Below are 13295 nucleotides of genomic sequence, written 5' to 3'. Positions count from 1 at the left end.
CGCCATGCCCTCGGCGGAGGAACGACCGGCCCATTCGGCCCTCACCCTGCCCGAATTCGTGCCCATGACGTGAGCTCGGGCGCGCGCCGATGACCGGGCGTCACCTGTAGTCGGGGCCGACGGTCCGGACCCGGCGCTGGTGAAGTGGGTGCGCTGATCGCAGAGCGCTACTGCCGCAGGGGCGATCAACCGGGCGCTCCGGATCCACAGTTCAGCGGCGATGGGGCGCGTTTCGACGGGCCGCCTCCGCTCCTTGTCGTACGTATCCGCCGGATGCCCAGCTCCGGCCCGACTCGGACGAGGGGCGTCGCGGGAATGCCGGCTGCGGCCCGGCGCGGGCTCTGTGGACGGGCCGGTCGTTCTCCGCCTGGCCGACGCGCAACCGGCTGCGTCCGCGCCGCCCCTCCCCCCCCCTTCCCTCCCGCGACTTCAGGCGGAACAGCGTCTGGTGTCCGCGCCGGTACTTCTTCGGCCGCTGGGCCAGCGCGAGTTGAGCGGTGGTGATGTGGTCGGCGGCGGTGTTGCTGCCTGCGGTGGCCGGCCGCAACAGGCCCGCGGCGGGCTCTCCGCCGCCGACCGCTGCGTGGTCGACGTAGCCCATCAACGGGTGGTGCCGAACGTCTTCTCCCAGGTCGCGGTGGCGTCCCGCTTCTCGGAGTGTGCAAGGACGAGCACACCGTCCCGTCCACGATCACCTGTCCGCCGGCATGCGGCGCCGAGGCACCGGCCGACTTCCGTACGAGCCCGGTCGTGCACCGCGCGGGGCTTGGGCCACGGTGACAGCGCCGCCGCTATCGCCTGATCCAGCCCGGTCTCGCGGACCGTGTCGACCAGCATCACGGCCCCGGCACCCCGGCCTGCGAGACCACCGCTCGGCCGCCGTCCTCGGCGACGAGAACACAGGTGATACGGCACTCGCAGCGCCTTCCTGCACGTGGCCACGCGGGCCTGACCTACGCCTGCGGCGGCTACGCGATGAACCGGTCGTGGGTGAGCGGGGCCCGGGTGGCCCGGCTCCCGTAGTCGGTGCGCTCCGCCCAGTGGTGTTCGACGCCCCCCGGCATCGTCGAAGCTTCCGGCGATGCTTGCGGGAAGGCGCCGTATAAGTATGAGGGGGAGAGCGGCCGGGTGGTCAGCGACTCACGGTGCGTCGGATGGTCAGGAGATCTTGGCCGGGGGTGTGTCCGGGAGCCTCGGTTCAGTTGTCGCGTACGGCCAGCAGGCGCATGAACGCGAACCGGCCCGAGATGTAGCAGTGCGCGGACTCGCGGCACGCCCTCTCATGGAAGAACCGCGCGTACGCCCCCAGCCGCAGGCAGCCGTGGGCGCGCCACTCTCCCGGGTGGACGGGCGGCTGAAGGTCACGGGCAAGGCCTTGTACGCCGCCGAGCACGACGTCGACGGGGCCGTGCACGCGGTGATCGTCGACGCGAGCATCGGGCGCGGCCGTATCAGGTCCGTCGACACCGGCGCCGCCGACGAACTGACGCCTGCCGAGTCCATACGCTTCTTCTCACCTGCACACCGACAACTCCGCAACTCCGCAACTCCGAAGAGTAGTCGAGCAATCACACACCGTCTCCAGTCCGGATCCGCGCGCCGGTGGGAGCCTCGCCGGAAGTGGTCTCGAGTACCTGTGAAAGTGGCGTACTGTGGGTTTCACGACGCGGGGTGGAGCAGCTCGGTAGCTCGCTGGGCTCATAACCCAGAGGTCGCAGGTTCAAATCCTGTCCCCGCTACTGCTGAAGAGGGCCCGGATCCAGGCGATCCGGGCCCTCTGGCATTCCCGCATGTGCCAGGGCGGGCCGAGCACGATCGGGAACGCCGAAGTCATGCGGCTGCTCGCCTCCGTCGCCAGGACAAGGTCCAATCACTGGTACCGGTGTGGGTACCGCGGCCGGACGCGTCGTCCTGGCCGGGTCTTCGGATCTGCGGCAGCCGGATCGGCGCCGGATCGGCCGCTGTCAGGAGCACCCGATCGCGCGTGGGACGGTCCGCAAAGATCCGGATGGTGGGGCCGTCGGCTTGGCGGACGCCGACCTGGTTCACGTCGTGATCGCCGAGCTCGTAAGCGTGCTCGGCCGGAGCCCGGTGGCCTTGGGAGTCTCGGGTGGAGTACACGATTGTGGTGCGCGTCTCCCAGGAGTCGCAGCGCCCCGAGCCGGAGCCCGCGTCCGGCTGTGCCGTGTCGGACCGGCATGGCTCCAGGGGCGCCTCCGCCACGGCGGACGCGCCACGTGCCTGATCAGGCGTTGAGCGCGTCGATCGGTGCCTTGACGACGTCCTCGGTCGAGGCGCCGCCGCCGACGTCGCGCGTGAGGACGCCCGCCGCGGTCGTCGCCTCGATCGCCTTGTTCAGGCGCGCCGCCTGGTCCGGCAAGCCGAAGTGCTCCAGCATCAGGGCCGCGCTGCCGACCGCCCCGATCGGGTTGGCCAGGCCCTGCCTCGCGATGTCCGGGGCGGAGCCGTGCACCGGCTCGAACATGGTCGGGAAGCGGCGCTCCGGGTTGAGGTTGGCACTCGCCGCCAGGCCCAAGCTGCCGGCCAGGGCGCTGCCGAGGTCGGCGAGGATGTCGGCGTTGAGGTTGGAGGCCACGACGACGGAGAGGTCGTCCGGCTTGAGAACGAACTTCGCGGACATCGCGTCGACCAGGACGCTCTACGTCTCTACGTCTCTACGTCCGGGTAATCGGCGGCGACGCGCTTGAAGACGTCGTCCCACAGGACCATGCCGTACTGCTGGGCGTTGCCCTTGGTGATCGATGAGACTTGCGGCGGGTGCGCGTACGGGCCCGGTCGAGGCGAAGCGCATGATGCGTTCGCAGCCGACCTCGGTGAAGAGGGCCGACTGGACGGCGACTTCGCCGCCCTGGCCACGTCCGGAGAAGTTGCGGCCGCCGAGCCCGGCGTACTCTCCCTCGCTGTTCTCGCAGACGACCCAGTCCAGCTCGGTGTCATCGGCCTTGCGCGCGGGCTGACGACACCCGGCAGGAAGTGCACCGGGCGGACGTTGGCCCACTGGTCGTCCAGCCTCCCGTACGTCGTGCGCGCTCGCCCCCTTCTGGGGCCCGTAGGCGGCGGCCGCGCCCGTCGGTCCGAGCAGCGGGTTGTCCACGTCGGTGGCGAGGACGAGGTCGACGCCGGTCAGCGCGGCACGGGCCTCGGCGAGGCCGACCGTGTGCAGATCGGCGAGCCCCTGGCCGCCCGGGCTGATCGCGTGCCGTTCTCGCGGGCGAGCACCGCGCCGAGGGACTGCGGCAGGCCCGCGCCGCCGTCCGTGGTGGCGACCCCGCCGACCGCGAGCACGGGGGTGTCCGCCTCGCCCGCCAGCGCGTACTGAACGAGGTCGGAGGGGCGCTCGGACCCCCGCACGACCGCCACGGAGGCGCCGTGATGCCCGCCACCGGGCTCGGCCCGCAGCGCGTCGACGGGGATCGACGGCAGCCCGGCCGTCGGCGTGTCCGGACCCGCCGTGACGACGAGTACGGCGTCCGCGTCGCGCAGCTGGTACTCGGCCTCGTTCGCGGTGAAGGCCGGGTTGACGGGGGTCACGGCCGCGCCCAGGCGCCACGCGGCGAGCAGGGTCAGCAGCAGCTCCACACGGTTGGGCAGCATGACCGCGATGACGTCGCCCTCGCCGACGCCGTGCTCGGACAGCTGCTCCGCCACGGCCTCGGCGCGGCGCGCGACGTCCGCGTACGACAGCTCGTGCCGGGCGTCGCGCAGACAAGGGCGGGACATCACGGAGTCCGGTCGGCTCCAGGGCAGGTATCCATCACTCACCAGATCACCTCGACGACGCTGTACAGCGGTGTGTTACGTGTCCGTGAACAGTAGGAAGAGCCCGCCCGTCATCCCATGTCGCGTATCCACAAATCTCCTCGTCGAGCTGTGCAGCATCGACAAGCGCACATCAGGCAGCTGTGCGTCTTCCCGGGCCGGCAACCCCACGGCCGGCGCGTTCAGCGCAGCCCTGGCGGGTCGACGGGGGGCGCGACATTCCCGTCCCTTGCCCCGACCGACAGGTTTCCTTAGCGTTGCGGCACGGTTCCCACCATGGGAAGCGAGGGAGCGTGACCGGAATGACCTCGGGAAACCTGCCCGCCGTCTTCAGCACCTTCGTGGGGCGACGGCGGGACATCGCAGCGATCCGAAGCCGTCTGGAGACGGCACGGCTGGTGACGCTCACCGGCGTGGGCGGCGTCGGCAAGACCCGGCTGGCCCTGGAGGCGGCGACCTCGATGCGCAAGGGCTTCCCCGACGGGGTGTGGCTGGTGGATCTGGCCTCCGTGCGGGATCCCGCCGCGGTGGCGGGCGCGACCACGACCGCGCTGAGCGTGCCGGATCTGGGGGCCAGGCCCGTCAGTGACCGGCTCGCCGATCACCTGGCCCGGCGCCGGACGCTGATCGTGCTGGACAACTGCGAGCATCTGGCCGACGCCTGCGCCCGGCTCGCCCATGCCCTGCTGTCCGCCGCGCCCGGGCTGCGCGTCCTGGCGACCAGCCGCGCATCGCTCGGCATCACGGGCGAATCCGTCTTCACCGTGCCGCCCCTCTCGGTGCCGGACGAGGCGGTCGAGCTGCTGCGGGACCGGGCCGAGGCGGTCCGCCCGTCGTTCCGGATCACCGACGCGAACCGTGACGTGGCCATGCGGCTGTGCGAACGGCTTGACGGACTGCCGCTGGCCATCGAACTGGCCGCGACCCGGCTGCGCACCCTGACGGTCGAACAGCTCGGGGCCCGTCTGGAGGACCGCTTCGCCCTGCTCACCGGTGGCAGCCGCACCGCCCGACCGCACCAGCGCACGCTGAGGGCCCTGATCGACTGGAGCCACGACCTGTGCTCCCCCGGAGAACAGCTCCTGTGGAGACGGCTGTCGGTCTTCGCGGGCGGCTTCGACCTGGAGGCAGCCGAAGAGGTGTGCTGCGGCGACGGCGTCCCCCGGAGCGAGATCCTCGACCTCCTCGACCGACTGGTCACGCAGTCCGTCGTCCTCACCGCCGAGAACGACAGCCGACCCCAGTACCGGATGCTGGAGACCATCCGCGAGTACGGGCGCGGGCGCCTGGCCGAGTCGGGCGAGGAGCGCCGGCTCCTGCGCCGGCATCGCGACTTCTTCCGTGCGCTGGCCGAGTCCTCCGCCGCCGCCTGGTACGGACCCGGCCAGGAGGACGGCCTGGCCCGGCTGCGGGCGCACCACGGGAATCTGCGGGTGGCGCTGGAGTAGGACGGCGTGGACGAGGACGCGCAAGCGACGCTCGCGCTCGTCGCCGCCCTGCGCTTCCACTGGTGCGCCGACGGTTTCCTCGGTGAGGGACGGGACCGCGTCGAGCGGGCTCTGACGGCCGCCCCCGAGCCCACTCCGGCGCGGGCGGGCGCCCTGTGGGCGGGTGCCTGGGCGGCACTGCTGCAGGCGGACCACACCACCGCCGACCGCTGGCTGACCGAGGCCGACGAGCTCGGCGAACGGCTGGCTGATCCCGTCGTCCGCGCCTCCGTGCAAGGCCTTCGTGGCACCTCCGCCCTCTTCCGGGGGCGCCTGGAGGAAGCCGTGTCCTGGTACGAGGCCGCGGTGAGCACCCAGAACGCCTCGGGCGCGGGACCGGGCGGGCTGTTCTTCCTCTTCCAGCTCAGTGTCGCGCAGGCTCACCTGGGCGATCCGCGGGCGGCCGAGTCCGGGCGCCACGCGGTCGCCACGGCCGAGAGGCACGGCGAGCGGTGGTGCCGCTCGTACGCACTGTGGGCCCCGGGCCACGACGCCTGGGTGCGCAAGGACGGCACCTCGGCGCTGGCTCTCGTACGAGCCGCTCTGGAGATCCAGCGCGGCTTCAACGACTACGTCGGCACTGCCCTCATGCTCGAACTGCTGGCCTGGATCAGCGCTTCCGACGGCGACTGTGCGCGGGCCGGGCGGCTGCTGGGGGCCGTAGGGGCCCTGTGGCGGGAGATCGGCACCGGCATCGCCGCGTTCGGCCCGCACCTGGCCGAGCATCACGCGCGGTGCGAGGAGACGGTCCTACGAGCCCTGGGGACGGACGCGTACCAGCGGGCGCTCACCAGGCGATTTCGAGCTTGCCGGTCGGGGTGCGAGGGAGGGTGTTCGTCAGGACGACGGATCGCGGGACCTTGTAGCCGGCGAGGGTGCGCCGGACCCAGTCGCGCAGTTCCGCGCCGGTCACCGTGCTGGTGTCGGGCACCGCGACGACCGCCGCGACGCGCTCGCCCCAGGTCTCGTCGGGCACGCCGACGACGGCGCAGTCGGTCACGGCGGGGTGCGTGAGCAGGGCGTTCTCCACTTCCTGGGCGTGCACCTTCTCGCCGCCGGTGTTGATCACGCCGGAACCGCGTCCCAGGAACCGGATCGCGCCGTCGGCCTCGATCCGCGCGAGGTCGCCGGGGATGGCGTACCGGACTCCCGCGACGGTCCGGAACGTGCGTGCCGTCTTGTCGGTGTCCTTGTAGTAGCCCAGCGGCATGGGGCCGCAGTAGGCGAGGTTCCCGATCTCGTCGCTGCCGGGTTCGACGAACCGGTCGTCGGCGCCGATCACCTTCGCGGCGGGCACGGGGTGGAAGCGGGCGGGGAGGTCCGCCACCGACGAGGTGACCGCGAGGGCGAAGAGGCCGCCTTCGCTGGAGGCGATGGCGTCGAGGACCGTGACATCGGCACGCTCGTGCAGTGCCTGCTTGAGCCGGTCGTCGAGCGCGGTGCCGGAGCTGAGGATGCCCTTGAGGGGGCGCAGGTCGTACGGCTTCCCGGCCTGCTCGGCACGCAGCAGTTCGTCGACGAGCGGCCGGCAGACGGCGTTGCCCGCGACGAGCAGGGTGTCGACCCCGCGTTCGGCGAGCGTCCGCCAGACGTGCTCCGGATCCAGGCCCCCCTGTCGTGCGGTGACCGCCCGGCCGCCGACCAGCAGGGTGCCCATGGTGTTGAAGAGGCCGGTGGCGTGCATGAGCGGGACGACGGGCATGGTCGTGGGCGCCCTGCGTTCGCGGTGCGCGGCGACCGCCGTCGACACGGCCTCGTCGAGGGACCGGGGAAGCTCGGTGACACCGGCCTGCCGGAGGATGGGAATGCAGTGGAGGAGGTCGCTCAGCTGCCAGACGACGCCTTTCGGCTTGCCGGTGGTCCCGCCGGTGTACATGAAGAGCCGGTCCGAGCCGGGCCGCCGGCGCGGTGGTCGTGGCTCGTACGACGCCAGCAGTTCCTCCAGTTCGGGCGCCGGCGGCCCGGCCGGGCCGTGGGCGGGCGGCTCCCCCGCCCGTACGAGCAGCTTCAGGGTGTGTACGTGGCCGGCGGCATGGGTGACCCGGTCGGCCAGGGCGCCGCTGAAGACGAGCGCGGTCGCGTCGGCGTCGGTGAGGAGTTCGGTGAGTTCCTCGCCGGTGTAGCGGTAGTTGGCGTTCACCGGTACGGCGCCGACCTTGAAGGCGGCGAAGACCGTCTCCAGGTAGGTGGCGCCGTTGTAGAGGTAGCAGGCGACGGTGTCGCCCGCGCGGACCCCGGCCTCCTCCAGCGCGGCGGCCAGCCGGGCCGCGCGCTCGTCGAACTCCCGGTAGGTGGTGTCCCGTTCGGGCTCGGTGACGGCGACGGCGTCGGGCAGCGCGCGGCAGACCGCCTCCCAGATGGTGCCGATCGAGACATCCATTTCTCGGAACTCCTCGTCGTCGGGGGTTCGGGGGGAGCGTACGGGCGAGTGCGCCGCGGGGGTGGCCACGCGGATCCGAGGTACGGGGGAGTAACGGATCCGCGTCGGCCGCCTCCACGTTATGCAGGGGCGATACGGGGCGGGAACGCGAGCAATGACTGAACCCGCTCGGCGCTTCGACCGGCGGACGAACAGGTCGAATGACGTAGTCCCGAGCCGAATCCGCCGGGCTACGATCGTGCGCAGTTGGCCGCTCGTCGACGGCGATCTCGTCGACGGCGATCTCGTCAAGGGTGATGAGGAGGAGGTCGGCCGTGTCCGGTTCGCCGCTCGTGGATTGGGAGGCTGTCGCCGCCGTCACGCCGGACGGCCTCGCCGTGGTGGACGCCGCGGGCCGGTTCGTACGGCTCAACCCGGCAGGCGTCGCGCTGTGCGGTGGCGGCGACGAGTCCGTGCTGCTGGGCGCGGAGGCTCCGTTCGCGCTGGTGGAGGGTGGTGCCGCCGCGGCCCGGGTGGGGCTGCTGGAGGACCGGCCGGACGAACAGGTCGCGCTTTGGGAGCCCGTCTCGGGGGGCCGCCGGGAGTTCGCCTATCGGGCCCGGGCTCTGCCGGTCGATCCACCGTTGACGGTGGTGTCGTTCCGCGATGTGACCGAGGAACGGCACCGGCAGCGCCGGATCGCGGCGATCGCCCGGACCTCGATCGCGACGACCTCCGAGGGCTCACTCGGCTCCGCGCTGAACGCGGTGGCCCGGCAGATCGTGCAGACCGACGGCCTGGCCGGGGTTCAGATCCTCGTCCTGGACGGGGCGGGGCGGGAACTGCGGCTGATGGCCTCCGCCGGGCTGCGGCGGTGGGACGCCTTCTGGGACCGGCTGCTGGAGTGCCGGGCCCTGGGCGCGCGGCTGTGCATGCTCGACGCCGTACGGGACCACCGGCCGGTGGTCGTCCCGCACCGCTGGGACCAGATCCGCGAGGATCCCGCCTGGGAGCCGCTGCACGCCTATCTCGGCGAGCTGACCTGGGACTCCTTCGTCAGCGTGCCCCTGATGGTGCGTGGCCGTGCCGGTGGCGTGCTGAACGCGTACTTCGCGCCCGGGCAGGAGGTCGGCGGCCGTACGCTGGAGTTCCTCGCCGCCATGGCCGAGCAGGCCGCCCTCGCCGCCGACTACGCGACGTTGCTGCAGCGCGAGCGCGAGGGGGCCCGCCGGGACGAGCGGCAGCGTCTCGCCCGCGATCTGCACGACTCGATCGTCCAGCAGGTGTTCTCGATCGGTATGCAGGCCAACGCCGTCGGAGTGCTGGGCACGCGCGGCGAACCGGTGCCGGCCGACAGCGTGCGCCGGTTCTCGGACGAGGTCGGGGCGTTGTCGAAGACCGTACTCGCCGACCTCAGGGCGATGGTGCACGAGCTCCGTCCGGCCTCCTCGCCCAGGCTCGGACTGGACGAGGCGTTGAGCGCGCTGGTCAGGAGTACCGAGAACCGTACGGGCCTGCGCTTCCGGCTGCTGTGCGGTGCGGAACTGGCGGACCTCGAACCGGAACTCGCCGAGGACGTGTACCGGATCGTCGTCGAAGCCATTCACAACGTGGTCAAGCACGCGGAGGCCACCGGCGTCACCATCCGCCTCGGGGTACGTGACCACACGCTGACGGCGACCGTCTCCGACGACGGCCGGGGGCTGCCGGAGTCGGGCGCCGCGGGCGCCGGGACCGCGGCCGGATCTGCCGCCGGCGACGCGTCCTGGGAGCACGGCTACGGACTGACGACCATGCGGGAGAGGGCGGAGAGATGGGGCGGCACCATGAGGGTCGGCTGGCGCGCGAGGAGCGGCACGACCGTACGGCAGAACGGCGCGACCGTACGGAAGAACGGCGCGACGGAGCGGAATCGGGGCACGACGGTGCGGGTGGTCGTACCGCTTCCCGTGCACGTCCCGGGACCGGCCACCGACGCCCCGGACGGCCTGCCGAACCCGCCGTTGGCGGTACGGCTCTGAACTGCGACGAGGGCCGGCCGACCCGGGTGCTCATCGTGGACGACCACGCGGTGGTGCGCCGCGGCATCCGCGCCTACCTCGAAGTGCTGGACGACATGGAGGTCGCGGCGGAGGCCGCGACGGGCAGGAGGCGCTCGCCAGGCTGGACGCGATGTCGGCCCACCGGGAACTGCCGGACGTGGTGCTGATGGACCTCCTCATGCCGAGGATGGACGGCGCCACGGCGATCGAGCGGATCACGAACCGCTTCCCCGGGGTCCGCGTCGTGGTGCTCACCAGCTTCGGCGAGATGGAACGCGTCCACGCCGCCCTCGCGCACGGTGCGGCCGGCTATCTCCTCAAGGACGCCGAAGCGGGCGAGGTCGTCGCCGCGATCCGCGCCGCCGCCCGGGGTGAGGTCTTCCTCGACCCGGTCGTCGCCAGGGGACTCACTCAGGAACTCGTCTCGCCGCCCGCCGGGCTCGGTGCCCTCACCGGCCGCGAGCGCGATGTCCTCGTCCTCGTCGCCCAGGGCCGTTCCAACCAGCAGATCGCCGACGAACTGGTGATCAGCGAGCGCACCGCCCGCACCCACGTGAGCAACCTGCTGCGCAAACTCCGGCTCACGTCACGGACGCAGGCCGCTCTGTTCGCGGTCAGACAGGGGCTGGTGCCGCCGCAGGGCTGATCCTCGCCTCGCGTCGCGTGCCGCCTCGACGCCCCCCACGGCGTCCGCGTCCGCCGCGACGGATGTCCCGGTCCGGCCGGGACACAGGTCCGGCCGGGGTGCCGTCATCGGCGCCGGACGCGGCCTGGGACGGGCCTACGCCCGCGCGCTCGCCGCGACCGGTGCCGCCGTCGTGGTGAACGACCTCGACGCCGACGTGGCCACGGAGACCGCCGAGGCGATCACGGCGGCGGGCGGGGCCGCCGTCGCCCAGGCCGACGCGGTCGGCGGGTCCGAGGTCGCTGACGCGCTGGTGGGGCGGGCGGTCGAGGAGTTCGGCCGGCCCGATGTGATGATCACCAACGCCGGTGCGCTGCGGGACAAGACGCTGCGCAACACCACCGACGACGACTTCGACCTCGCGGTCACCAGCCATCTGCGCGGTACGTTCACCTGTGTCCGCGCCGCGGTGGCCCGCTTCCGGGAGCAGGGCGAGGGCGGCCGGCTCATCCTGGTCGGCTCGCCCGCGGGACAGCGCGCCGGCTTCGGCCGGACCGCGTACTCGGCCGCCAAGGGGGCGATCGTCGCCATGACACGTACCTGGGCCGTCGAACTCGCCGGCTCGACGTCACCGTCAACGCCGTCGTGCCGACCGCGCTGACCCGTATGGTCGCCGCCATGCCCCGCATCGGGGACCTGGTGGCGAGGGCGGACGCGGGCGACCCGATTCCCGAAGGGGCCAGGTGTCAGGGCCTGGGCACCCCGGACGACGTCGCCCCCTTGATCGTGTTCCTGGCGTCGAAGGAGTCGGCCGGGGTCACCGGACAGGCCATCGCCGTCGGCGGTGACCGGATCGCCCTGTGGACGCATCCCGGCGAGACCGAGGAGCACCTCAGGGCGGGCGGCTGGACCGCCGAGGCGGTGGGCGAACTGTTCGCCGGACCGTACGCGGACCTGTTGCAGGAGTTCCGGCCCACGCCGCTCGATCGCTCGGCCATCGGCGACATCTGACCCCCCAGGCCCGTAGGCCCCCGGGAAGCCGGGAAGCCGGGAGGGCCGGGAAGCCGGGCTTCAGCTGACCCGTACGGGCAGGCTGGCGATGTCTCGGGTGATGTTGTTGAGGGCGCCGACAGGCTCGCCCGTGATCTCCTCCCGCACCCGCATCCGGTCGACGGCCGCCGCGAAGTGCCGCGTGGCCCGGTCCGCGTCACCGGCGAAGAGCGCCGTCGTGCCCGACAGCAGCTGTACGTATCCGCGCAGGCGGTCGTCGTCGTGCCGCTCGGCGATCGCGGCGCACTCCCGCAACCGCCCGGCGGCCGTCCCACCGTCGCCCTGCGGCAGCGCGATCCAGGCGGCGACCCAGAGGGCGTGCCCCCGTTCCGGCGTGGGGTCGGGCGCCGCCCGCAGCGCCTGGTCGAGCCTTCGGCGGCCGGGCGCGAGCTGCTCGCCCGCCGTCCAGTGGTGGCGCAACGCCGTCGCGAGGACCAGGGCCGATCGGGACTCGCCGGGCTCGGAGAGCGACCAGTCGAGCGCCGCCGCGAGGTTGTCCCGCTCCGTGTGCAGACGGGCGAGGTTCTCGGCCTGGCCGGGTCCGCACCACGTCTCGCAGGCGTCGACGGCCAGGCGCAGAGAGTGGTCACGGTGGGCGCGGCTGCGGTCGTGTCTCAGGCCACTGCCGGCGAGGAGGTCGCGGCCGTAGTGCCGGATGGTCTCCAGCATGCGGAAGCGGGCCTGCGGCAGTTCCGGGCGCGCCGCGACCACCGACTTTCGCGACCAGCCCGTCGAGCAGGTCGACGACGTCCGCCGTTTCGATGCCGGTGCCCGGTCCCCCGCAGATTCCCTCGACCGCCGCCAGGTCGAACTCCGCGGGGAAGACCGAGAGCCCGGCCCACAGCAGTCTCTCCTGCTCCGAGCACAGGTCGTAGCTCCACTCCATCAGCGCCCGCAGCGTCTGCTGCGTCTGCTGCCGCGAAACAGCCGCCGAGCCTCCCGGGGTGAGCAGCCGGAAGCGGTCGTCGAGCCGGTCGGCGACCTGCTCCACGGACAGGGACCGCAGCCGGGTGGCGGCCGGCTCGATCGCGAGCGGAAGCCCATCCAGCCGGGCGCACAACCGCGCCACCGCGCCCCGGTTCTCCGCACTCACGGCGAAGCCCGGCCGGACCGCGGTCGCCCGGTCGACGAGCAGTACGACGGACTCGTAGGCCTCCAGCCCCGCAAGTGCCTCAGGTGAGACAGGTGACACAGGGGGCCCAAGCCCCTCAGGCTCCTCGGCGGACGGAGTCACGGCGGGCATGGGCAACGGATCCACCGAGAGGACGCGTTCGCCCGAGACCCCCAGGGGCCGGCGACTGGTGGCGAGCACGCGCAGGCCCGGGGCGTGGAGCAACAGCTGGTCGACGAGGCTCGCGCAGGTGACCACCAGGTGCTCGCAGTTGTCCAGGACGAGGAGGACCTGGCGATCCACGAGGTGGTCGGCCAGCTGCTCCAGCACCGTACGAGGGGACCGGTGCCGCACCCCCAGGGCCGCCGCGACGGCGTCCGCCACCCTGCCCTTGTCCTCGACGGCGGCCAGGCCCGCGAACCAGACACCGTGCGGAAAGGCCCGCCGGGCAAGCTCGGCGGCCCGAACCGCGAGCCTCGTCTTGCCCACTCCCCCCGGGCCCGGTGAGGGTCAGCAGACGTGACGCCTCCAACCGCCGTCTGACCTCGGCCAGTTCCCGCCGCCGCCCCACGAAGCTGCTGACGGTGACCGGCAGATTCCCCGGCGCCCGCACTGCTCTCTGCTCGTCCATGGCGCAAGCCACCTTGGCATCGCACACCGGAATGTTCGAGACCTCGGTCGCGAGCTCACGACTCGGTGGGCCGCACTCGGGACGAATGACGTACACGTCGGACACACGTCGGACACCCGTCGGACGCCGACAGAGAACACCGGAGATTTCACGTTCAGCGGACTCTTCACCCAGCCTCCGTGCTACACCGGAGAGATCAACGCGACGCAA

Annotated in this window: 8 protein-coding genes, 1 tRNA gene and 4 pseudogenes; 6 read left to right on the top strand and 7 right to left on the bottom strand. The window is 72.4% G+C overall.

Going from position 1 to position 13295, the window contains the following annotated elements; genetic code table 11:
• Window positions 1-415: 415 nt before the first annotated feature.
• Window positions 416-908, bottom strand: a pseudogene (locus I8N67_RS06340) (IS1380 family transposase); the annotation flags it as partial.
• A 290-nt stretch (window positions 909-1198) separates the two neighbouring features.
• A complete protein-coding gene (locus I8N67_RS06335; protein ID WP_200301577.1) occupies window positions 1199-1414 on the bottom strand; it encodes a hypothetical protein in 216 nt (71 codons plus the stop codon).
• 251 nt (window positions 1415-1665) lie between these two features.
• Between I8N67_RS06335 and I8N67_RS06330 the strand changes: the two genes are divergently transcribed.
• Window positions 1666-1739 (top strand) — tRNA-Met (locus I8N67_RS06330).
• Between the two features lie 371 nt (window positions 1740-2110).
• Entirely contained in the window at window positions 2111-2245 is a 135-nt protein-coding gene (locus I8N67_RS43745) for a hypothetical protein (RefSeq protein ID WP_267912666.1), read from the top strand.
• Here I8N67_RS43745 and I8N67_RS42360 read toward each other — a convergent pair whose 3' ends face one another.
• Both I8N67_RS42360 and I8N67_RS42355 read right to left on the bottom strand, forming a co-directional pair.
• Window positions 2246-2641 carry an isocitrate/isopropylmalate family dehydrogenase gene (locus tag I8N67_RS42360; protein ID WP_234045174.1) on the bottom strand — a complete coding sequence of 132 codons (396 nt, stop codon included), beginning with the start codon at window positions 2639-2641 and terminating at the stop codon, window positions 2246-2248.
• A gap of 18 nt (window positions 2642-2659) precedes the next feature.
• Window positions 2660-3741 (bottom strand): annotated as a pseudogene (locus tag I8N67_RS42355) (glycerate kinase).
• A gap of 341 nt (window positions 3742-4082) precedes the next feature.
• On the opposite strand from I8N67_RS42355, the gene I8N67_RS42350 reads away from it, so the two are divergent.
• Window positions 4083-5228 carry an ATP-binding protein gene (locus I8N67_RS42350; protein ID WP_234045173.1) on the top strand — a complete coding sequence of 382 codons (1146 nt, stop codon included), beginning with the start codon at window positions 4083-4085 and terminating at the stop codon, window positions 5226-5228.
• Between the two features lie 826 nt (window positions 5229-6054).
• On the opposite strand, the gene I8N67_RS06305 is transcribed toward I8N67_RS42350, so the two are convergent.
• Window positions 6055-7647, bottom strand: a complete 1593-nt coding sequence (locus I8N67_RS06305; protein WP_200301576.1) for an AMP-binding protein — start codon at window positions 7645-7647, stop codon at window positions 6055-6057.
• A 314-nt stretch (window positions 7648-7961) separates the two neighbouring features.
• Here I8N67_RS06305 and I8N67_RS06300 point away from each other — a divergent pair, with 314 nt between their 5' ends.
• The 3 genes and pseudogenes from I8N67_RS06300 to I8N67_RS44545 all read left to right on the top strand — a co-directional run bounded on the left by I8N67_RS06300 (window position 7962) and on the right by I8N67_RS44545 (window position 11304).
• Window positions 7962-9647 (top strand): sensor histidine kinase, encoded by a 1686-nt coding sequence (locus tag I8N67_RS06300; RefSeq protein ID WP_200301575.1) that lies wholly within the window; start codon window positions 7962-7964, stop codon window positions 9645-9647.
• A 26-nt stretch (window positions 9648-9673) separates the two neighbouring features.
• A pseudogene (locus I8N67_RS06295) lies at window positions 9674-10314 on the top strand (response regulator transcription factor).
• A gap of 106 nt (window positions 10315-10420) precedes the next feature.
• Window positions 10421-11304, top strand: a pseudogene (locus tag I8N67_RS44545) (SDR family NAD(P)-dependent oxidoreductase).
• Between the two features lie 60 nt (window positions 11305-11364).
• Here the strand turns inward: I8N67_RS44545 and I8N67_RS06285 are convergent.
• Window positions 11365-12012 carry a hypothetical protein gene (locus tag I8N67_RS06285; protein WP_200301574.1) on the bottom strand — a complete coding sequence of 216 codons (648 nt, stop codon included), beginning with the start codon at window positions 12010-12012 and terminating at the stop codon, window positions 11365-11367.
• Window positions 11930-12943 carry an ATP-binding protein gene (locus I8N67_RS06280; protein WP_200301573.1) on the bottom strand — a complete coding sequence of 338 codons (1014 nt, stop codon included), beginning with the start codon at window positions 12941-12943 and terminating at the stop codon, window positions 11930-11932. The genes I8N67_RS06285 and I8N67_RS06280 overlap by 83 nt, the downstream gene beginning before the upstream one ends.
• Between the last annotated feature and the right edge of the window lie 352 nt (window positions 12944-13295).

The organism is Streptomyces adelaidensis (assembly GCF_016598475.1).
GTDB lineage: Bacteria > Actinomycetota > Actinomycetes > Streptomycetales > Streptomycetaceae > Streptomyces > Streptomyces adelaidensis.
This window is presented reverse-complemented; position numbering and strand designations above follow the sequence as displayed.